Here is a 20,274-nt window from a genome sequence, read left to right on the forward strand (position 1 = left end):
TATCCCCGCTCGGGACTCGCGGGAACAGGTCAGACCGGCGCGCGTCGGTCGAGCGTGTCGCGGAACGTCTCTCGGACGAGCGCGTCGAGGTCGGCGGGGAGGCCGAGTCGCCGGAGGTCGGTGTCGGGGTCAATCGCCGGGTCGAGGTCGACGCCGCGGCGGCGGAGCGCGAGCAGTCGCCAGAGGTACGCGAGCCTGAGCAGGCGCATCGCGCCCGGCACGTCGGCGGCGCTCCGGACGCGGTAGGTCACCCACGCCGAGTCGGGGAGCACGTGGTGCGGGTCCGCGAGGCCGTCGGTGAGGAGCACGTCGCGGACGCGTTTCGTGAGCGCGAGGTCGACGACGCCGGCGTCGTGGACGTGGCCGATCTCCCGGCCGGCGACGAGGAACTCGGTTCCCCCGAAGCGGTGCGGCGCGGTCTCGACGCCGGGCCACCGCGAGACCCGCGAGACGATTCTGTCGATGGAGGTAGTCATTCGGTGAATGTACGCGTTCCGAGGAGATAACTGCGAAGTCGGACCGGCGGGAGGTGTCGGGCCAGACACCGTCCGTCAAACGCTCCGTAGTCGGGCGATAACCACAGGATTTCCAGACATTCAGTTCACGGTGAGAGTCAACCGAAAATAGACACTCAGACCGGCGCGGTATTCGCGTATTAACACGGGTTAGGAACGCGAATTTTCGCGTCCCGCGACGACTTCGCGTCGGGCCCCCGTCGCGGGGCGCGCTCTCAGACCGACGGAATCCCGAACTACCGCGGCGTCCGGGGTAGACGATTCGTAACGAAAGCCTCGGGACGCAAATAACGGGACGAACCATGTCTCTGACTGCCACCGATGTACCGACACAGGGTCCCGACTTCGACTCCCGGGAGGCCGCGCGATGAACCTCGGCCAACTCGGCGTCGGTGCCGTCGTCCTCGTCATCGTCGTGTTCGCCCTCCTCTCCGGCGGCGTGAATACGCCCGAGACGCCCGCTCCCGCCGACGACGCCGACAGAAGTATCGGCGCTGACGTGACCGACCCCGACGGCGACGCGCCGGACGAGGACGTCGAAATCCAAGAAGAGCCCGTCGTCGGCGACGACTCGGGTGACGCCGACGATGCCGACGGCGGCTCGTCCGCGGACGACTCCGAGAACGCGACCGGCGCGTTCGAGACGGTCGAAACCGACGCTGCCGACGACGACACCGACTCGACGACGAAGAAGTCCTCGAAGAAACGCAGCAGTTCGAAATCGAACGACAGCGACGACTCGAACGACGAGAGTTCGTCCGACGAATCGAACGACGACGACTCGAGTGACGACAGTTCGAGCGATGACAACACCGACGACAGTTCGTCCGACGACAGTTCGAACGATGACAACACCGACGACAACTCGAACGACGACGGGTCGAACACCGACGACAGCGGCTCGTCTTCGGACGATTCGACCGACGACGACTCGGGTGACGACATCGGAATGTGCACGGTGTGAGCTGAGACACCGTGCAGCGCCCCACCCTCAGTCGACCAAGAGGTTGAGCGCGTAGGCCGTCCGGAGCACCGAGGCGGCGTCGCCGCGGGGAAACACCAGTTCGTCGGTCTCGCGAACGTGTTCGAGCACACCCGGAGAGGAGTGCTCGGGGGCGGCCGCGAGCCCGCACTCGTTTTCGGCGGCCCAACTCATCACGTCGAGGTCGGACTTCGAATCTCCCATCACGAGGACGAACGGGTCGTCCACCCCGAGCACGTCGAGCGCGGCGCGGACGCCCGCCGCCTTGTTCAGGTCGACCGCGGAGAGTTCCGCGGCGTCGGCGTGGTAGTACGCGACCGTCACGCGCTCCAGCGTCCGCCTCACGTCATCGGGAATCTCCGCCGCCTCCGAGGTGGGAAGCGCGTCGCGGTCGTCGAGCACGCCCGCTATCTCAGGGTCGCGCTCCGCGAAGTACGCCCGCGCCCAGTCGGGACCGGCGGGGTCGTCGGTGAGCGCCTCGCCGAGGAGGTCGAGCAAGTAGACGAGCGCGCCGTCGATGACTTCCTCGGCGTCGTCGCTGCCGGTCTCGAAGTTCGGCTTGAGCGTGACGTTGAACTCGTTGCCCTGCAGGTGAACGCCACCGCGGAGCGCGTCGGGGAGGTCGCTGATGACGCGCCCGCGAACCGACTCGAAGACCGACTGCACCGGGTCGTCGAGCGTCTCGTAGAGAAGGCGCTTCGTATCCGAGCCGTGGCCGGGCGTGAAGACGCCGGTGCCCGCCTCGTAGACGATGCTCACGTTCCCCGAGTGGACGAGTTCGTTGCCCAATCCCTGAATGGCGAAGCCCTTGACGTTCTCCAAGGTCTGGCCGGTGCAGATGACGATGGGGACGCCCTCCTCGTGGAACTGGGTGAGGAGGTGCAGCACCTCGCGCGGAATCTCGTTGTCGGTCTGTCCCGCAGAGCGCAGCGTCTCGTCCACGTCGAGGACGAGCGCGTTCACGGCCCGGCCGTACTTCGTGTAAAGGTCGAGGGCGGTGAAGGCCTGGTCCCGCGTCGCGCGCGCGGCGAGTTCGGCGTAGCGGTCGCCGTCGGAGAGCGCCCGGCGGATGCGGTCTTTCTTCGCCGTGAGTTCGTCGTCGACCGCCTGCCAGTGCGACAGCGCCACCGGCGAGCCGAGCGGCGGCAAGAGGTCGACGAAGTCCTGTGCGTCCCGGACCGCGTCCGCGTCGAAGTTCCCGTACAGTCTGTACAGGAGGTCGTACCGCTCCATGATTCGGGGTCGTCACCCAACCGCATTAAACCCGCGTGGGAGGCAATCCGTCCCGGCGTCTCGTCGGCTGACTGGGACGCGGTCGCCTCCGCGGTCGGTCGCCTCCGGAGCCGGTCGGCCCCGCAACTCTGATACCGACCGGCCGACGACGTGTGCACATGGCACATTGGACCGACAGCATCGTCGGCGACCGGATGACGGTGGACCGCGAGTTCAACGAGCAGGTGATGAACTCCCGGTTCAACAGTCAGGAGTGGGGTCTCATCATGACGGCGACGGAGTTCGAAATCGAGAACGCGGACGACCCCGAGGAGGCGCGCATCGTCGCCGACACGGAGAAAGTCCCGCAGATTATCCCCGAACTCGACAACATCCGCAGCCAGATGGGCGCGATGGGCGGCGGCGGAGGCGACTCGTCGTCCGGCGGCGGCGGCATCGTCGACTCCATCAAGGGCGCGCTCGGCATGGGCGGCGGCGGCAAGAAGGGCGAACAGGAGAAACTCGAGGACGCGGAACGGCTCACACAAGAGTACGCGGACGCGCTCCAAGACCACCTCGAAAAGAAGGGCAAGTGGAATCAGGTCCGCGTCAGCTACCTCGAATAGCGGGCCGGGCGACCGGCCGCGGCGGGAGCGCTCACCCGGCTCCGGTGTCGACATTCCGTTCGAGGGCCACAATTCGTAACAGGCGCGGGCGCGACGTCGCTGCTAGATGAGACCGTCAACGCTGATATTCGCGTTCGGTGGACTCCTGTTCGTGCTTCCGATTCCCGGCACGTTTATCGCCGGCGCACTGGTGCTCCTCGCGGGAGCGCTCGCGCGGTGGCTCGGTTCGTAACGGACCACCGCGAGCGACCACGAACCGGTCGGACGGACGGCCGAGCGTCGGCGGCGACGACTCAGTACTCGTCGCCGGCGTGGAACAGCGTTCGCTCGCTCGCCTCGTAGATGTTCATCAGTTCGTTGATGAGGTCGTCGTACTCCTCGTCGTCCTCGCGGAGCGCGTCGAGTCGGGCGACCGTCTCGTCGTCGAGGTGAATCTGCGGCATACGTACGTCCACGCCGCGTGACACCTTAAGCGACGTGGGGCATCGAATTCGACTGCCGTCGACCCCCGAGAGCGCCGCCGCTGGGCGAGAAGCGTATCGAAACGAAGAGCCGGCGGAGTGCCGGGTGGAGACGACAACCGGGTTCCGGTCCGCCGTGCGGACGCGGCGAACGCTCGACGGTGAACGAATCACCGCCCGCGCGGGTTACTTGAACAGAGACTGGCCGGCGCTGCCGGAGACCTCGGTCAGACCGGCGTGCACGTCGGCGATACGCTCGCGGATGTCGCGACCGACGACGCGGGGGTCGAACACGTCCTTGTTCGGCGACCACTCGGTCTCGTTGAAGAACGTGTCGCGGGCGTCCTCGACGCCCTCCGGCGGGACGATGGCGTTGGGGTCCTCGCTGTAGAGGTCGTAGGCGGTGCGCGTGTACTCGTACTGGTAGCGGGTGTCCTTGTTGACCTTGCAGATGCCGTGTTTGAGCATCTCCTGCAGTTGGTCGGGCTGGACGCCCGAAGAACCGTGGAGGACGAGCGGCGTGTCGAGGCCGTGGTCGCGCAGGGCCTGTCGGATGTCCTGGGCGAGATCCGGGCGGAGTTCGAGGTCCTTGCCCTTGGCGACCCCGTGCTGCGTGCCGACGGAGATGGCGAGCAGGTCCGCGCCCGTCTTGTCGACGAACTCGACGGCCTGTTCGGGGTCCGTGTAGAACGCCTCTTCGGCCTCGATTTCGTCCTCGACGCCCTTTATCTGGCCGAGTTCGGCCTCGATGAGGACGTCGGAGTCCGCGGCCTCGACCATCTCGACGACCTCGCGGCTCGTCGCGACGTTCTCGTCGAACGGCTCGTGGGAGGCGTCGATCATGATTGACGACGGGATGTCGAGTTCGATCTGCTGCTCGATGAACTCGAGGTCAGTCTGGTGGTCCATGTTGAGGAAGACGCCGATGTCGTACCGCTCGGCGATGGTCTCGATGTAGTTCCCCATGGCTTTCAGGCCCGCGACGGCGTCGCCGTCACCGGCGAACCGGCAGGCACCACCGCTCATCTGCAACAGGAGGTCCGAGTCCATCCGGTCGGCCCCCTCCATGAGACCCATCATAATGTTCGGCTCCGCGATGTTACTCGCGATGAGGCCGAATCCTTCGTCGAGCGCCTCGTCGTACACTGTGGCGAGTTCCTCCCCGCCGTAGAACGGCATTATGCGTTCACCTCGGTTTCGTCAACGACTGCGAGACTAATAATGTATGGGAAGCGAGTTTCGATTCTGCACGTTTTCGTTTGTTCGCGTTCGAGTTAATTTTCGTCGGCGGACGAAGCGCCGCCGCTGGCGGGCGAGCGAAAAAACGGAAAACCGTCGGCGGCGTTACGAGAACAGCTTCTTCAGCCGGGCGAACAGCCCCTTTTCGGGGTCGCCGCCGCGGCGCACGGGTTCGTCCGATTCCGCGGCGTCGCCGGACGAGCCGTCGGTGCCGGCGTCGGCGTCGGCGTCCTCGCCGTCGTCGCCGCTTCCGAACGTGACCGAACCGGTCTTGCCGGCCTCGGCGAGTTCGACCGCCTTCTTCACGACGGCCTCGGCGTTGTTGACGCCGTCTTTGACCGTCCCCTTGACGACGAGTTTGCCGTCGAAGCGGTCGCGGCTGACCGACGTGTCCGAGGTGATGATGACCGCGTCGGCCTCGGCGATGGCGTCCGAGGACAGTTCGTCCTGCGTGCCCATCGCGCCCTGGACCTCGACGTCGATGTCGTGGCCGAGGCGCTCGCCGGCCTGCAGGAGGTTCTCGGCCGCCATCTGGCTGTGTGCGATTCCGGTCGGACAGGATGTGACTGCGACGAGTTTCATTGGTCTAGTGTAAGGATTTCCGCGACTTCAGCCTTGGTGTCGGCCTGCAGGACGCGCTCCGCGAGTTCGCGGGCGTCCGCGGTGTCGGTCTCCGCGACGGCCGCCTTGACCTGCGGCACCGTCACGGCGCTCATGCTCAGTTCGTCGAGGCCGAGCCCGACGAGCAGTTCGGTGAGGTCCGGGTCGCCGGCCATCTCGCCGCACATGCCGACCCAGCAGTCCTCGCCCTCGGTCGCCGAGACGGTGGCGTCGATGGCGCGGAGGACCGCCGGCTGACGGTAGTCACCGAGGTCAGAAACGCGCTCGTTGCCGCGCTCTGCAGCCATCACGTACTGCGCGAGGTCGTTCGTCCCGATGCTGAAGAAGTCGACGTGCGGCGCGAACCGGTCGGCCATGAACGCCGCGGCGGGCGTCTCGACCATGATGCCGAACTCGGGCAGTTCGTTTTCGACGCCCTCGGAGTCGAGGTCGGCCGCGACCGACTCGAACCGCTCTCGGCCGGCGCGAAGCTCCTCGACCGTCGAGACGAGCGGGAGCATCACCGACAGGTTCGCCCCGTCGGCGCTGGCCGCCGCGCGCAGGAGCGCACGCACCTGCGTCTCGAAGAGGTCCGCGTCCGGGCCGAGCGACCGCCGGATGCCGCGCTCGCCGAGGAACGGGTTCTCTTCGTCCGGCAGGTCGAGGTACGGGACCGGCTTGTCGCCGCCGATGTCGAGCGTCCGGACGACGACGCGGCCGCCGTCGAACGATTCGAGCGCCTCGACGTACGCCTCGTACTGCTCGTCTTCGTCCGGCGGCGACTCGCGGTCGAGGAAGAGGAACTCGGTGCGGAACAGGCCGACGCCGTCGGCCCCGCGGTCGACGGCCGGCCCGAGGTCCGCAAGCGTGCCGATGTTGGCGGCGACCTCGATTTCGACGCCGTCTGCGGTCTCGACCGACTCGTGTCGGATGTCCACCTCGGCGGCGGCCGCGGCGGCCTCCTTGCGCTCGTCGGTCGGGTCGACCACGAGGTCGCCCGACTCGCCGTCGACGACGACTTCGGTGTCGTCCTCGACGGACTGGAGTTCCTCGCCCACGCCGACGATGGCCGGCAGGGCGAGCGAGCGCGCGAAGATGGCCGCGTGGGAGGTGCGGCCGCCCGTCACCGTGACGAAGCCGGCGACGCGCTCGGGGTCGAGCTGTGCGGTGTCGCTCGGCGTGAGGCGCTCGGCGACGACAACGCTCCCCTCCGGCAGCGACGAGAGGTCGACCCGCTCGCCGTCCGAGAGGACGCGCACGAGCCGGTCGCGCACGTCGCGGAGGTCGTCGGCGCGCTCGCCCATGCGACCGCCCATGTTCTCGAACTGCTCGACGAACTCGGAGAACGTCTCCTGAACGGCGTGTTCGGCTGGGAGTCCGCCCTCGATGGCGTCGGTGACGCCGTCGGTTATCTGCGGGTCGTTGAGGAACTGGACGTGCGCGTCGAACACCGCGGCCTCCTCCTCGCCGACGCGCTCGGCGGTCCGCTCGCGCTCGGCTTCGAGTTCGTCTTCGGCGGCCGCGCGGGCGTCCTCGAAGCGCGCCAGTTCGGCGTCTCCGTCCACGTCTTCCGGGGCCGGCGGCTCCGGGAGGTCGGCGTCCGGTCGGTACCAGACGACGGTGCCGACGCCCGAAAGCGGTGTCACGCCGATGCCGGAGAGGGTTCGTTCGGTCATGGCTTACTGTTTGGCTTCGGGCGTCGAAAGGATGTCCTCTAGGGCGTCGAGTGCCGCTTCCGCGTCGTCACCCTCGGCGACGAGTCGGACCGACTCGCCGTGTCCGACGCCGAGACCGGTGACCGCGAGCATGCTGGCGGCGGGGACGAGGTCGTCCTCGTCGGCGCGGCCGAGCTGTACGTCGGCGTCGAAGGAGTTCGCGGTCTCGACGAACTGCGAGGCCGGGCGGGCGTGGAGCCCGTCTTCGGGGACGACCGTGACGGTCCGCTCCATCACTCGACCACCTCGGCGAGCACGTCCTGGACGGTCTGCTTGCTCTCGGCTTCGAGGAGCTTCTCGCGCACGTCCTCGTGCATGAGCGACCGCGAGAGGGCGCTCAGAATCTGCAGGTGGTCCTCGCCGCCCGCCGCGGGGACGAGAATCATAAAGAGGAGCTTCGCCGGCTTGTCGTCCATGGCGTCGAAGTCGATGCCCTCGGTCGAGCGCGCGAAGGCGACCGTCGGCTTCGAGACGGCGTCGGTCTTCGCGTGCGGGATGCCGATGCCGAAGCCCACGCCGGTCGTCGCCTCCTCCTCGCGTTCGAGGAGGGCGTCGAGCGCGGCGTCTCGGTCGTCGACGCGGCCGGCGTCGACCGCGAGGTCGAGGAGGAACTCGATGGCTCCCTCCTTCGTCGCCGGCGGCTCTTCGAGCGATATCAGTTCGAGCGGTGTGATGGTGCTGATGTCAGTGACGTCCATTGTATTGTACTTCGTTCGGGTCTGGAAAGATTAGTTCGGTGTGGTCAGTCGTCGGAGCTCTGGGCGGCCACCTTGGCGTCGAAGTTCGGCTTGATGGCCGTCGCGATGACCGCGGTGACGATGGAGCCCAGCAGGATGCACGCGATGAACATGAACGGCTGGTTCGACAGCGGAACCACGAAGATGCCGCCGTGCGGAGCCGGCATGTTCACGCCGAGCGCCATCGAGGCCGCGCCGGCGACGGCGCTGCCGGCGACGACGCTCGGGATGACGCGGGCCGGGTCGGCCGCCGCGTACGGAATCGCGCCCTCAGTGATAAAGGAGAAGCCGAGGAGCACGCCGCTCTTGGCGTTCTCGTACATCTCGGCCGCGTACTTCTGCGGCGCGATGAAGTTCGACAGCGCGAGGCCGATCGGCGGGACCATACCCGCGATCATGACCGCGGCCATCGGCGCGGTGACGCCCTCGGAGATGAGGCCGACGGAGAACACGTAGGCGACCTTGTTGATGGGGCCACCCATGTCGGCCGCCATCATCGCCCCGAGGATGCCCCCGAGGAGAATCGCCTGTCCGCCGCCCTGCATGTTGCTCAGGAAGTTCGTGAGTCCCGCGTTCGCGATGGAAATCGGGACGCCCAGCACGAACAGCATGATGGGCGTGAGCACCGCGGTCGTCGCGACCGGGATGAGGAGCACGGGCATCATCGGTGCGATGAACTCGGGCACGTCGCGCTGCTTGAACCAGCGCGCGACGATGCCGGCGAGGAACCCGGCGACGATAGCGCCGAGGTAGCCCGCGCCGGCGGAGCCACCCTGGAGACCGATGACGTCACCGGCCGCCTGCAGGACGTTGCCCTGCTGGATGATGTACGACAGGATGAAGCCCGGTGCGAGGCCCGGACGGTCGGCGATTGCGTACGCGATGTACGCGCCGAGCACCGGAACCATCAGCGTCAGCCCAGCGACGCCGATCTGCGCGAGGAACCAGCCGGCGGTCCCCGTGCTGTTGAATACGTCTTGTACGTTGTTCGAAAGCGAGGCTACGGCGTAGCCCAGCGCCAGGAAGATTCCGCCGATAGTCACGAACGGAATCATGAACGATACCCCAGTCATGAGGTCCTCCTTCACCGAAGTGAGGTAGGACCGAACCGCGTCTTCTGCGTCGTTTGCCATAGTGTTGCCACCCCTACGAAAGAACATACGCAAATGTGCTCAAAAACCCTTTCGAATATGAACGTTACTGAGCGTTTCAGTCGTTAACAAACGTTCATCTGAGAATCACCGGCTCCGAACCGTCGTCACCTCGACGTGCGTCTCGTTCGTCAGCACGTCTTCGAGGTGCGGGACGCGGGTGCCCGCGACGCCGACGACGCGGGACGCGGTCAGAACGCCCATTCGGAGGGCGTCGGCGTCCGAAAGCCCGTGTTCGCGCGCGGCGAGGAAGCCGGACATGACGGCGTCGCCCGCGCCGACCGTATCGACGACCTCAACGTCGAGCGCGGGCGCAGAGAGGACCTCGCTGTCGGTGACGAGGAGCGCGCCGTCCGCGCCGAGCGAGGCCAGCACGTACTCGAACCCGCGCGCGTGAAGCTCCTCGGCGGCCGCGATGGCGTCGGCTTCGGTCTCGACCGTTCGACCCGTCGCCGTCGCGAGTTCGGAACGGTTGGGTTTGCAGACGTAGTAGTCGGCGTCCAGTTCGGCGAGGTACTCGCCGCCCATGTCCACCGCAATCTGCCAGTCGCCCGCGCGGGCGAGTCTATCGACGTCGGCGAGGGACATCCCCGGCGGGAGACTGCCGCCGACGAGGAGCGTGTCGGGCTCGTTCGCCTGCGCGGTTTCGACGAGTTCGTCCACGTCGGCTGCACGAATCTGCGGGCCGTTGTGATTGAGTTTGTACTCGCCGTCTTCCGCGAGCACGGTCGTGTTCAGGCGCGTGTCCGCGTCGACGGTGACGAAGTCCGAGGCGATGCCGTCGGCGTCGAGTCGGTCGCGGACGAACTTTCCGAAGTGGCCGCCGAGAAAGCCCGAAGCGGTCGCGTCGGCGTCGAGCGCCGAGACGTACTTGGCGACGTTGATGCCCTTGCCGCCCGCGGTGAACACCGCGTCGTCGGTCCGGTGGACGACGCCGGGCTGAAGCGGTTCGTCGAAGTGAATCGTGTGGTCTACTGCTGGGTTCGGGGTGACTGTGAGAATCATCGTGCAACTCCGTCGACGACGGTGACGCCCGCGTTCTCTATCTCCTCGCGAGAGTCGGCGTCGAGCGTTCCGTCGGTGATAAACAGGTCGATGTCTTCGAGCGATGCGAACTGGACGAAGCTCCGTCGGCCGAGCTTCGAGAGGTCCGCGACGAGAACGACCTTCGCGGCCTTCTCGACCATCAGCTCCTTCATCCGCGCCTCGTCCTCGTTCGGGGTCGTGAGGCCGGAGTCCACGTCCAGCCCGTTCGTGCCGAGGAACAGCAGGTCGAAGTTCGTCCGCTCCATGAACGACTCCGCGGTCGGCCCCACGAGCGCCTTCGTCCGCCGCCGGAGCGTCCCGCCGGTGAGTTTGACCTCGTTGTCCTCCTCGTTCAGTTCGATGGCGAGTCGCGGCGAGTTGGTGACGCCGAGTGTCGTCCCGTCCTTGGGGACCTTCCGGGCCACCTCCATCGTGGTCGTCCCCGCGTCGAAGAACACGACCTGTCCCTCGGCCAGTTCTTCGACCGCGCGGTCCGCGATCGCGCGTTTCCCTTCGAGATTCTGTACTTCCTTCTGGCCGTAGGTCTGCTCGCGCCCGACGGAGGTCACGGGGACGGCTCCGCCGTGCGACCGCTCGATGAGCCCACGGTCTTCGAGTTCGCGCAGGTCACGTCGTATCGTCGCCTTCGAATAGCCGAGGTGGTCGGACAGCGACTCGACCGACCGGCCGTCCGAGTCGGAGACGAGTTCGACGATGCGGCGTTTGCGCTCTGCTGGTAACATCGGTAGCGATTCCTCGTTAGGTGGAAGATAGGTCGGGGAGTAGTGTTAATTGTTTATGTTGGATTCCGCCCGTATCTGTTCGAAACAGCCAAATCTCACACAAGAACGAACACGGTGTGCTCGCCGGTGAGAAAACGATCAAAAACGAAAACGAGAACGCTCGAAACGAACGTCGAACCGCCGATTCGGTGGGTCGCCGACGCTCAGAGTCGGTCGAGAATCGCGGCGGTCACGTCCTCCGTGGAGGCGTCGCCGCCGAGGTCGGGCGTGCGCGGCCCGTCGGCGAGGACGCCTTCGACGGCCGACCGGACGCGGTCGGCTTCCTCCTCGTAGTCGAGGTAGTCGAGCAGCATCGCCGCGGACAGAATCGTCGCGGCCGGGTTGGCGATACCCTCGCCGGCGATGTCGGGCGCGGAGCCGTGGACCGGTTCGAACAGCGCGGCGTCCGGGCCGATGTTCGCCGAGGGGAGCAGTCCGAGACCGCCGACGAGGCCGGCGGCGAGGTCGGACAGCACGTCGCCCGCGAGGTTCGGACAGACGATGGTGTCGAACTGCGTGGGGTCGAGACAGACGCGCGTCGCGAAGGCGTCCATCAGGACTTCCTCGGTCTCGACGCCGCGGTCGTCGGCGACGGAGACGACGGCGTCGCGGAAGCGACCGTCCGTCTCGCGCATCACGTTCGCCTTGTGGGCGACCTGGAAACTGCCACCCTCACCGCCGACGTAGTCGCAGGCGTACTCGGCGAGTCGCTCGGACGCCGAGGTGGTGACGACGCGCGTGAGCGTCGAGAGGTCCTCGGAGAGGCGGTCTTCGTGACCGGCGTAGACGCCCTCGGTGTTCTCCCGGAGGAAGACGAGGTCCGTCTCCGGGCGGAGCGCGTCGACGCCGGGGTAGGCCTTCGCCGGGCGGACGTTGACGAACGAGTCCACCGCGGTCCGAAGCGGGAGGATGACGTCCGCCGCGGTCTCGCCGGCCGCGCCGAACAGCGTCGCGTCGGCCTCGGCCGCGAGGTCGTAGGTCTCCTGCGGGAGCGCCTCGCCCGTGGCTTCCTTCACGTGGTCGCCCGCGTCGGCCTCGACGAACTCGAAGTCGCCGACGGCCTTCAGCACGTCAACAGCCGCCGGGATGACCTCCGCGCCGATGCCGTCGCCGGGGATGACGACGATTTCCTCAGTCATCGACGTAGGGCAGGGAAGCGGCTTTCTCGGCGACCGCGTCGGCGTTCGACTTCATGAGCGCCGTCGTGTCCCAGACGCCCTCGGTGAGCGCCTTCCGTTGTGCGTCGTCGACGGTCACGTCCACGGTCTTCTCGCCGTAGGTGACCGTCTCGTTTTCCACGTCCACGTCGATGTCTGCGGCCGGGTGCTCGTCGACCCAGTCCTGCAGTTCGGTGATGGTGTCGTGGTCGGCGGTGACCGTCGGGATACCGAGCGCGAGGCAGTTGCCCGCGAAAATCTCGGCGAACGACTCGCCGATGATGGCGTCGATGCCCCAGCGCATGAGCGCCTGCGGGGCGTGCTCCCGGGAAGAGCCACAGCCGAAGTTGGCGTTGACGACCATGATGGCGGCGTCCTGGAACTGCGGCTCGTTCATCGGGTGGTCTTTGGGTTCGTCGTTCTCGTCGTAGCGCTGGTCGAAGAACGCGAACTCGCCGAGGCCGTCGAACGTGACGACCTTCATGAACCGCGCCGGAATTATCTGGTCCGTGTCGATGTCGTTGCCGCGGATGGGAACGCCGGAGCCGGACGCCGAGTCGATTTCGGGAATCTCGTCGGTCATGCGACGCTCACCTCCTTCAGTTCGCGCACGTCAGTCACGTGCCCGGTGACGGCCGCGGCGGCGACCATTCGCGGGTTCATCAGGACGGTGCGGCCGTCTTTCGACCCCTGCCGACCGATGAAGTTGCGGTTCGACGAGGACGCGGAGGCCTCGTCGCCCTCCAACTGGTCCTCGTTCATGCCGAGACACATCGAACAGCCCGCCTCGCGCCACTCGAAGCCGGCTTCCTTGAATATCTCGTCGAGGCCCTCCGCCTCCGCGGCGGCCTTGACGCGCTGACTGCCGGGGACGACCATCGCGCGGACGCCGTCGGCGACCTGTCGCCCCTCGACGACTCCCGCCGCGCGGCGGAGGTCGGGCATTCGGGCGTTGGTACACGAGCCGAGGAACGCCACGTCGATTTCGTAGCCCTCCATCGTCTCGCCGGGTGTGACGCCCATGTGTTCCTGCGCCATCCGGGCGGTGTCCTGCTTCTCCTCGGGCAGGTCCTCGGGGGCCGGAATGGGCTGGGTGATGCCGACGCCCTGTCCGGGCGTGGTCCCCCACGTGACGACGGGTTCGAGTTCGGAGCCGTCGATGGTGACGACGTCGTCGTACTCGGCGTCCTCGTCGGAGCGGATGGACTCCCAGTACGGCTTGAGTTCGTCGAACCGCTCGGGGTTCTCCTGGAAGTACTCGGTCTCTTTCAGCCAGTCGTAGGTGGTCTCGTCGGGGTTGACGTAGCCCGCGCGAGCGCCGCCCTCGATGGACATGTTACAGATGCTCATCCGACCCTCCATGTCGAGGTTCTCGATGGCCTCGCCGGCGTACTCGTAGACGTAGCCGACGCCGCCTTCGGTCCCGAGGCGACGGATGATTTCGAGGATGACGTCCTTGGCCTCGACGCCGGGGCCGAGTTCGCCCGTGACCTCTATCTTCCGGACCTTCTTTTTCTCCATCGCGACCGTCTGGGTCGCCAGCACGTCGCGAATCTGGCTCGTGCCGATACCGAACGCGAGCGCGCCGAACGCCCCGTGGGTCGAGGTGTGGCTGTCGCCGCAGACGATAGTCATGCCGGGTTGGGTGAGTCCCTTCTCGGGCCCGATGACGTGGACGATACCCTGTTCGCCCGAGGTCGGGTCCGAGAAGTTGATGCCCGCGTCGCGGACGTTCTGTTCGAGCTCGGCCATCATCTCCTCCGCGGCGTCGTCGCGGAACGGCCGCGACTGGTCCGACGTGGGGACGATGTGGTCGACCGTCGCGTGCGTCCGGTTCGGGTAGGCGACTTCGAGGTCGCGCTCCTGCAGCATGCCGAACGCCTGCGGGCTCGTCACCTCGTGGATGAGGTGCAGGCCGCAGAACAGCTGCGTCTGGCCGGTCGGTAGCTCCGAGACCGTGTGTTCCTCCCAGACCTTGTCGTACAGCGTTCCCTCACTCATGTCCGTCACCCGGTACGACGCGGTCGTCGTGGCCGCGTTCCCAGACCTGGTTCGCGCCCTCGCCGTTGCGGGGCGTGTGGTCCACGTCGCCCATCGTCTCGGTCTCGGTCGCGTCCGTGTCCGCCGCCGCGGGCGTCGCATCGCTCTGGCCGCCGTCGGTGACGGCCGGGCCGCGCTCGTAGACCGTGGTGAACGTCTCGCCCGTATAGGGGTTCGTGTGGCTGATGTCTCGCATTCGGTCGGTCGTGTCGTCGCGTGTCATTGGTGTCGTGTTCAGTCGTCCGCCGGTGCTTCGGCTTTCTCCGCGTCCGCTTCTTCTTCGTCGTCGGCCCACGCGAACAGGTCGCGCAGCGGCGCGCCGACCTGTTCGATGTGGTGGTTCTCTTCTGCGTCCTTCAGCTGGGAGTACGACGGCCGGCCCGCCTGATTCTCCAGAATCCACTCGCGGGCGAAGGTGCCGTCTTGGACCTCCTCCAGAATCTCTTCCATGTTCTCGCGGGCGTGCTCGTCGACGACGCGGTCGCCGCGGGTCAGGCCGCCGAACTCGGCCGTGTCGGAGACGGAGTCCCACATCTCGCCGAGCCCGCCTTCGTACATCAGGTCGACGATGAGCTTCAGTTCGTTCAGGCACTCGAAGTACGCCATCTCGGGGGAGTAGCCCGCGTCGACGAGCGTCTCGTAGCCCTGCTTGACCAGCGAGGTGACGCCACCGCAGAGGACGGCCTGCTCGCCGAACAGGTCGGTCTCGGTCTCCTCCTGGAACGTCGTCTCGATGACGCCCGCGCGGGTGCAGCCGAGGCCGTGGGCGTAGGCCAGCGCCTCCTCCTTGGCGTCGCCCGTTACGTCCTGGTAGACGGCGATGAGACCCGGCGTCCCCTCGTTCGCCTCGTAGTTGCGACGGACGAGGTGGCCCGGCGACTTCGGCGCGACCATCGTCACGTCGACGTTCTCCGGGGGCCGAATCTGGTTGTAGTGGATGTTGAAGCCGTGGGCGAACTGGAGCGTGTCGCCGGCCTCGAGGGAGCCTCGAATCTGCTCGAACACCGCCGGCTGGACGGTGTCGGGGACGAGAATCGAGACGATGTCGCCCTCGGCGGCCGCCTCGGCGGGCTCTTTGACGCGGAGGCCGTCGGCTTCCGCGGCGGCGCGGGACGAGGAGTTGGCGCGGAGGCCGACGACCACGTCGACCCCGCTGTCGGCGAGGTTCTGTGCGTGGGCGTGGCCCTGGCTGCCGTAGCCGATGACGGCTACGGTCTTGTCGTCGATTTGGGAGCGGTCGGCGTCGTCGTCGTAGTAAACTTCCGTGGTGAGTTCTGTCATTGCGTGTTCGTGTTTGGTTTGGTGGGTTCGCCGGAGGTTCCGGGTTCCTCTCCGGGGACGGTCTTCTTCGAGCCGTGGGCGAGCGCGGTCTGGCCGGTCCGGGCGATTTCGATGATGCCGAACCGCCGGAACGCGTCCACGGCGTCGTCTATCTTGCGCTCGTCGCCGGAGAGTTGGACCGTGATGGTCTCGGGGCCGGCGTCGAGGGTGCGGCCGTCGTACATCTCCGTGATGGCGTGGACCTTGTCGGGGTCCTCTCCGCGGACCTTCAGGAGGACGAGTTCCGCGCGGACGGCGTCGTCGTCCAGTTCGCCGACTGAGATGACGGGTTTGAGCTTCGCGAGCTGTTTTTCTATCTGGTCGATGCCCGGTTCGGGCTCCTCGACGACCATCGTGATTCGGGAGTGGCCGTCGACGGTCGTCGGGCCCACGGTGAGGCTCTCGATGTTGAACTGGCGGCGGGCGGCGAGGCCGGCGACGCGCGAGAGCACGCCGGGTTCGTCCTCGACGATGGCCGAAAAGACCGTTCGCCGCGGTTCGTGTTCCGATTCCGCTTCGGGGTCGATGCGGATGCCCTGCGCGTTGCGTCGGCCGTCGGGGTGTGGCCGCTCGTCGGGCGCGGGGCCTTGCAGTCCTGTCCGATTGTCGCTCATAACTGGTCCTCCGAGAGTGCGAATTTGCCGTTCGCGCCGCCCGAGGAGACCATCGGGTAGACGTTCTCCGCCGGGTCGACGTGGAAGTCGATGACCGAGGGGCCGTCGTACGCGAGCGCTTCCTCGATGGCGCCGGGGACCTCCTCGTAGGAGTCGACGGTCCAGCCGCGCGCGCCGAACGCCTCGGCGAGCTTGTCGAACTGGGGACACCAGTCGTAGCCGGCGGCCATGCGTCGGCCCTCGAAGAAGGCGTCCTGCCACTGGCGAACCATCCCGATGTACTCGTTGTTCAGGATGGCGACGGTGATGTCGAGGTTCTCGCGGACGGCGACCGACAGCTCCTGAATCGTCATCAGGAACGAGGCGTCGCCGTCGACGCAGACGACCGTCTCGTCGTCGTCGGCCGCGACCCGCGCGCCGATTGCGGCGGGCAAGCCGTAGCCCATCGTGCCGAGACCGTGGGACGAAACCCACCGCCGCGGCTCGGTGAACGTCCAGTACTGGGCGGCCCACATCTGGTGTTGACCGACGCCGCTCGTGACGATGGTCTCGTCGGGCGTGGCCTCGTCGAGCGCCTCGACGACGAACTGCGGCTTCAGCGGCTCGTTGTCCGGGGCCGCGTAGTCCATCGGGTACTCCTCCTTCCAGGTGAGACACTGTTCGACCCACTCGCGCGCGTCGGGGCTCTCGCCCAGTTCGGCGTCGACGCGCTCGATGGCGCGACCGGCGTCGCCGACGACCGGATAGTCCGCGTGGACGTTCTTCGAGATTTCCGCCGGGTCGATGTCGATGTGGACGATTTCGGCCTCGGGCGCGAACGTGTCGATACCGCCGGTCAGGCGGTCGTCGAACCGCGTGCCGACCGCGATGAGGCAGTCGGTGTGCGTGATGGCCATGTTGGCGTAGCCGGTGCCGTGCATCCCCGCCCACGACAGGCAGAGTTCGTGGTCTTCCGGCATCGCGCCGATTCCGGGCATCGTGGTGACGACCGGAATCCGGTGTTCGGTCGCGAACCGCCGAGCGACCTCGGTCGCGTCGGCCTTGACGACGCCGCCACCGAACAGCAAGAGGGGCTTCTCCGCGCGCTCGATTGCGCGCGCAGCGGCCTCGACCTGCGAGTCGGCCGGGTCGGTTCGGGCGCGGCACGTCTCGGGTGCCTGCGCCGGACCGGGCTCGCGGTCGGTCTCGTTGAGCGAGACGTCCTTCGGGAGGTCGACGAGCGTCGGGCCGGGTCGGCCCTCCGCGGCGAGCGCGAACGCTTCGCCGACGGTGTCGCCGACGGTGTCGGGCGACGAGGCGAAGTAGTTGTGCTTCGTGATGGGCGCGGTGACGCCCGTGGTGTCGGTCTCCTGGAACGCGTCGGAGCCGACCATGTCGGACGGGACCTGCCCCGTGAGCGCGAGCACCGCGTCGGAGTCCATGTTCGCGTCGGCGATGCCGGTCACGAGGTTCGTCGCGCCCGGACCGGACGTGGCGAGGCAGACGCCGGGGTCGCCGCGAACGACGCCGTACGCGTCGGCCGCGTGCGCCGCGCCCTGCTCGTGGGCCATCGTCACGTGACGGATGTCAGAGTGGTACAACGCGTCGTAGATGGGCATTATCGCCCCGCCCTGCACGCCGAAGGCGGTCTCGACGCCGGCGTTTTCGAGGGCGCGGACGACTGACGTCGAACCCGAGGTAATCTCGGTCGGCGTCTCGGTCGAATCGTCTGCCCCGTCGGTCGCGTCGGGGTCGGTCGTGGCTGCGGTTCGTTCGCTCATGTGTGGGCTCCGTGGTGTGTGGTCGGTCGTCGATACGGACTGTCTGGTGACTGCGTGTGGTGCTGGTGCGCCATTGTGGGGACTGCGGACGTGTCTGAAAACGGTGCGAATACGCGGGTCGGAGAGATGGTGTGGTAGGGGGCTATGCCCCTACAATAATGAGCGACCGAATCGCACCGACGGCGGCGGCGCTGGCCCCGGCTTCCGAGGTCGCGCGAACCGCGTGTTCGTCGTGCGAGGTCATCGTATGCCACACGTCCGTCCCGGCCGTAATAATGCTTTCGCGGCGGGCAACGATTGCACACCGCGCGGGAGGTCGGACGCGAGCAGGGCGGTCGCCCCGTAGGGCCACAGCCCGGCGCCATCAGGCGCGGACCTCCTCCTCCGTGTCGTCCTCGTGGGTGATACCCACGTCGCGGGCGAACACCTCGAGCGTCGCGTCGTCGACGCGTTCTTTCTCCGCGCCGTGGTCTTTGACGCGGCGGGTGACCTCCCGGACCTCGGCGTCCGAGGGTTCGAACCCGATATCTGCGAGGCGCTTGCGTACCGAGTGCGTCCCCGTGTGCTTGCCGAGTACGAACTCGCGGGTCGCGCCGACCATCTCCGGGGTCATGACGCCCGGTTCGAAGGTGTCGGCGTTCTCGATGACGCCGGCGGCGTGGATGCCGCTCTCGTGGGAGAAGGCGTTGCGGCCGACGACCGGCTTGTTCGCCGGGACCGGGATGTCGGACGCCGCCTCGACGACGCGAGCCAGCTCGGTTATCTTCGTCGTGTCGATGCCGGTGTCGACGCCGTAGAGGGATTCGGCGGCCATGACGACCTCCTCGTAGGCGGCGTTTCCGGCGCGCTCGCCGATGCCGTTGACCGACACCTGCGCCTGTGCGGCGCCGGCTTCGAAGCCGGCCATCGCGTTCGCCGACGCCAGTCCGAAGTCGTCGTGCGCGTGCACGTCGATTCTCGCGTCGGTGTGTTCTCTGACCGTCGCCACCATGCGGGCGAAGCGAGTCGGCGTCGCCACGCCGCAGGTGTCCGGCAGGTTGATCCAATCGACGCCCGCCTCGGAGACGGCCTCGACGACTTCGATGAGGAAGTCCTCGTCCGTCCGGGTGGCGTCCATCGGCGAGAACATTACTTCAACGCCCGCGTCGCGGACGTGTTCGACACTGCGGACGGCCCGCTCGACGGCTTCCTCGCGGGAAGCGTGCATCGAGTCGGCCAACTGGACGTCGCTGGTGCTCACGAACGTGTGCACCATGTCCACGCCGGAATCCAGCGCGGCTTCGATATCCTTGTCGACGACGCGGGCCAACCCGCACGTCGTCGCGTCCGTCGAAGCAGCGATATCTGCGACTGCTTCGAACTCCGCTTCCGAGTTCACCGGGAACCCGGCCTCGATGACGTGGGTACCCATGTCGTCGAGGGTTTCGGCGATGTCGCGCTTTTCCTCGTAACTGAACGAGGTTCGCGGTGACTGTTCGCCGTCGCGGAGTGTCGTGTCGAAGATTCGTACGTCTTCGATTTCAGATTGTTGGGCTAATGTGCCCTGGAAGAACTCGACCCGCCGGGGAACCCGACGAATCCTCCGTGTCGTTGTGAGACATCGTGTCAGTGACGTGCCCGAACTCCTATTTAAACGTTTCTCCCCGACAGTATCACGAACGTTCAGCGGGTGTTGCGTGACAACTACTCTCGGGGCTAATCGCTGTACCTAAACGTCCTTATACGATATCATGACATATGTTGACTTGATATGTCCGCTCGGCGTTCGACGGCTCCTGAGCGATAATATAACTAAATAGAATTTAGAAACAAAATTTAGCACCCGGTGCGCGCGCTCTCGACTGGACAAACGTGGAGCAAACTGCGACTGTCGTGTGAAACGTGATACCAATGGACGCGTTTGTGCCGTCAGAGCCGTTCGCGGCTCGACCGAACCCTTTTCTCGTCGCTCGACAACCGAGCGGGTATGGGCGATTTCAATCTCAACTTGCAGACGGCCGAAGAACACCTCGACGAGGACGACGCCGAGGGTGACGTGGTCCTCGGCGTCCTCGACGGGTCGACCCCGCCCGACGAGTGGGTCCAGTCCGTCGCCCGCGGAAACGTCCTCTTTCTCGCCATCGAGGGCGACCTCAACAAGCTCGCGTCGGGCTTCGCACGTGATATCAAGGATATGGGCGGCCAGCTGATGCACTTCCGGAAGTTCCTCGTCGTCTCTCCGCCGGGCGTGGACATCAACACGGACGACCTCTGACCGGGCGGCCCGCTTCGCGGTCTCCGCGGTCCCGACGAACGGAACGAACCGACCAGAACCGGGCGCATCGGCCGCGGGGAGAG

General features: G+C 66.8%; 23 protein-coding genes. 4 read left to right on the forward strand and 19 right to left on the reverse strand.

Annotated elements, in window-relative coordinates; translation table 11 throughout:
* Nucleotides 1–29: 29 nt before the first annotated feature.
* Nucleotides 30–476, reverse strand: a complete 447-nt coding sequence (locus tag C5C07_RS07880) for a luciferase family protein (protein WP_004977017.1) — start codon at nucleotides 474–476, stop codon at nucleotides 30–32.
* 406 nt (nucleotides 477–882) lie between these two features.
* Between C5C07_RS07880 and C5C07_RS07885 the strand changes: the two genes are divergently transcribed.
* Nucleotides 883–1,479, forward strand: coding sequence for a hypothetical protein (locus C5C07_RS07885; protein WP_115804842.1), 597 nt, complete (start codon nucleotides 883–885; stop codon nucleotides 1,477–1,479).
* A gap of 27 nt (nucleotides 1,480–1,506) precedes the next feature.
* Here the strand turns inward: C5C07_RS07885 and C5C07_RS07890 are convergent, their stop codons facing one another.
* Complete coding sequence (locus tag C5C07_RS07890) at nucleotides 1,507–2,730, reverse strand: HAD family hydrolase (RefSeq protein WP_008093357.1); 1,224 nt, start codon at nucleotides 2,728–2,730, stop codon at nucleotides 1,507–1,509.
* A gap of 158 nt (nucleotides 2,731–2,888) precedes the next feature.
* On the opposite strand from C5C07_RS07890, the gene C5C07_RS07895 reads away from it, so the two are divergent.
* The gene (locus C5C07_RS07895) at nucleotides 2,889–3,335 is read left to right on the forward strand and encodes a DUF5799 family protein (protein ID WP_115804843.1); all 447 of its coding nucleotides are present in this window, start codon (nucleotides 2,889–2,891) and stop codon (nucleotides 3,333–3,335) included.
* 106 nt (nucleotides 3,336–3,441) lie between these two features.
* Nucleotides 3,442–3,567 (forward strand): hypothetical protein, encoded by a 126-nt coding sequence (locus C5C07_RS22110; RefSeq protein ID WP_255409903.1) that lies wholly within the window; start codon nucleotides 3,442–3,444, stop codon nucleotides 3,565–3,567.
* A gap of 61 nt (nucleotides 3,568–3,628) precedes the next feature.
* On the opposite strand, the gene C5C07_RS21655 is transcribed toward C5C07_RS22110, so the two are convergent.
* From C5C07_RS21655 to C5C07_RS07975, 17 genes are all read right to left on the reverse strand, one after another.
* On the reverse strand, nucleotides 3,629–3,778 hold the full coding sequence (locus C5C07_RS21655) for a hypothetical protein (RefSeq protein WP_004043442.1): 150 nt from the start codon (nucleotides 3,776–3,778) through the stop codon (nucleotides 3,629–3,631).
* A gap of 204 nt (nucleotides 3,779–3,982) precedes the next feature.
* Nucleotides 3,983–4,975, reverse strand: a complete 993-nt coding sequence (gene fba, locus C5C07_RS07900; protein ID WP_004977010.1) for a class II fructose-bisphosphate aldolase — start codon at nucleotides 4,973–4,975, stop codon at nucleotides 3,983–3,985.
* Between the two features lie 165 nt (nucleotides 4,976–5,140).
* Nucleotides 5,141–5,617, reverse strand: a complete 477-nt coding sequence (gene ptfB / locus C5C07_RS07905; protein WP_049905204.1) for a fructose PTS transporter subunit IIB — start codon at nucleotides 5,615–5,617, stop codon at nucleotides 5,141–5,143.
* Nucleotides 5,614–7,311 (reverse strand): phosphoenolpyruvate--protein phosphotransferase, encoded by a 1,698-nt coding sequence (ptsP, locus tag C5C07_RS07910; protein WP_115804844.1) that lies wholly within the window; start codon nucleotides 7,309–7,311, stop codon nucleotides 5,614–5,616. The genes ptfB and ptsP overlap by 4 nt, the downstream gene beginning before the upstream one ends.
* A 3-nt stretch (nucleotides 7,312–7,314) precedes the next feature.
* Entirely contained in the window at nucleotides 7,315–7,584 is a 270-nt protein-coding gene (gene ptsH1, locus C5C07_RS07915; RefSeq protein WP_004977004.1) for a phosphocarrier protein HPr, read from the reverse strand.
* On the reverse strand, nucleotides 7,584–8,048 hold the full coding sequence (gene ptfA / locus C5C07_RS07920) for a fructose PTS transporter subunit IIA (protein ID WP_004970773.1): 465 nt from the start codon (nucleotides 8,046–8,048) through the stop codon (nucleotides 7,584–7,586). The genes ptsH1 and ptfA overlap by 1 nt, the downstream gene beginning before the upstream one ends.
* 44 nt (nucleotides 8,049–8,092) lie before the next feature.
* Complete coding sequence (gene ptfC / locus C5C07_RS07925; protein WP_004977002.1) at nucleotides 8,093–9,220, reverse strand: fructose PTS transporter subunit IIC; 1,128 nt, start codon at nucleotides 9,218–9,220, stop codon at nucleotides 8,093–8,095.
* 105 nt (nucleotides 9,221–9,325) lie between these two features.
* Complete coding sequence (pfkB, locus tag C5C07_RS07930) at nucleotides 9,326–10,243, reverse strand: 1-phosphofructokinase (protein ID WP_004977000.1); 918 nt, start codon at nucleotides 10,241–10,243, stop codon at nucleotides 9,326–9,328.
* On the reverse strand, nucleotides 10,240–11,007 hold the full coding sequence (gene glpR, locus C5C07_RS07935) for an HTH-type transcriptional regulator GlpR (protein WP_004976998.1): 768 nt from the start codon (nucleotides 11,005–11,007) through the stop codon (nucleotides 10,240–10,242). Before glpR ends, pfkB begins: the two co-directional genes overlap by 4 nt.
* A gap of 203 nt (nucleotides 11,008–11,210) precedes the next feature.
* On the reverse strand, nucleotides 11,211–12,185 hold the full coding sequence (leuB, locus tag C5C07_RS07940; RefSeq protein WP_004976994.1) for a 3-isopropylmalate dehydrogenase: 975 nt from the start codon (nucleotides 12,183–12,185) through the stop codon (nucleotides 11,211–11,213).
* Nucleotides 12,178–12,786, reverse strand: coding sequence for a 3-isopropylmalate dehydratase small subunit (gene leuD, locus C5C07_RS07945; RefSeq protein ID WP_115804845.1), 609 nt, complete (start codon nucleotides 12,784–12,786; stop codon nucleotides 12,178–12,180). Before leuD ends, leuB begins: the two co-directional genes overlap by 8 nt.
* Nucleotides 12,783–14,204, reverse strand: a complete 1,422-nt coding sequence (leuC, locus tag C5C07_RS07950; protein ID WP_004976987.1) for a 3-isopropylmalate dehydratase large subunit — start codon at nucleotides 14,202–14,204, stop codon at nucleotides 12,783–12,785. Before leuC ends, leuD begins: the two co-directional genes overlap by 4 nt.
* Nucleotides 14,197–14,466: a hypothetical protein gene (locus tag C5C07_RS07955; protein ID WP_050459069.1), complete on the reverse strand. Its 270-nt coding sequence runs from the start codon at nucleotides 14,464–14,466 to the stop codon at nucleotides 14,197–14,199. The genes leuC and C5C07_RS07955 overlap by 8 nt, the downstream gene beginning before the upstream one ends.
* An 11-nt stretch (nucleotides 14,467–14,477) precedes the next feature.
* Entirely contained in the window at nucleotides 14,478–15,524 is a 1,047-nt protein-coding gene (gene ilvC, locus C5C07_RS07960; RefSeq protein ID WP_004976982.1) for a ketol-acid reductoisomerase, read from the reverse strand.
* Nucleotides 15,521–16,177, reverse strand: a complete 657-nt coding sequence (gene ilvN / locus C5C07_RS07965; RefSeq protein ID WP_050459070.1) for an acetolactate synthase small subunit — start codon at nucleotides 16,175–16,177, stop codon at nucleotides 15,521–15,523. Before ilvN ends, ilvC begins: the two co-directional genes overlap by 4 nt.
* Complete coding sequence (gene ilvB, locus C5C07_RS07970) at nucleotides 16,174–17,937, reverse strand: biosynthetic-type acetolactate synthase large subunit (RefSeq protein ID WP_115804846.1); 1,764 nt, start codon at nucleotides 17,935–17,937, stop codon at nucleotides 16,174–16,176. Before ilvB ends, ilvN begins: the two co-directional genes overlap by 4 nt.
* A gap of 364 nt (nucleotides 17,938–18,301) precedes the next feature.
* Nucleotides 18,302–19,546 carry a LeuA family protein gene (locus C5C07_RS07975; RefSeq protein ID WP_231608308.1) on the reverse strand — a complete coding sequence of 415 codons (1,245 nt, stop codon included), beginning with the start codon at nucleotides 19,544–19,546 and terminating at the stop codon, nucleotides 18,302–18,304.
* Nucleotides 19,547–19,903: 357 nt separating this feature from the next.
* Between C5C07_RS07975 and C5C07_RS07980 the strand changes: the two genes are divergently transcribed.
* On the forward strand, nucleotides 19,904–20,191 hold the full coding sequence (locus C5C07_RS07980) for a DUF5779 family protein (RefSeq protein ID WP_004976976.1): 288 nt from the start codon (nucleotides 19,904–19,906) through the stop codon (nucleotides 20,189–20,191).
* Nucleotides 20,192–20,274 lie beyond the last annotated feature (83 nt).

This window comes from Haloferax sp. Atlit-4N, assembly GCF_003383025.1.
GTDB classification, from domain to species: Archaea; Halobacteriota; Halobacteria; order Halobacteriales; family Haloferacaceae; genus Haloferax; species Haloferax gibbonsii.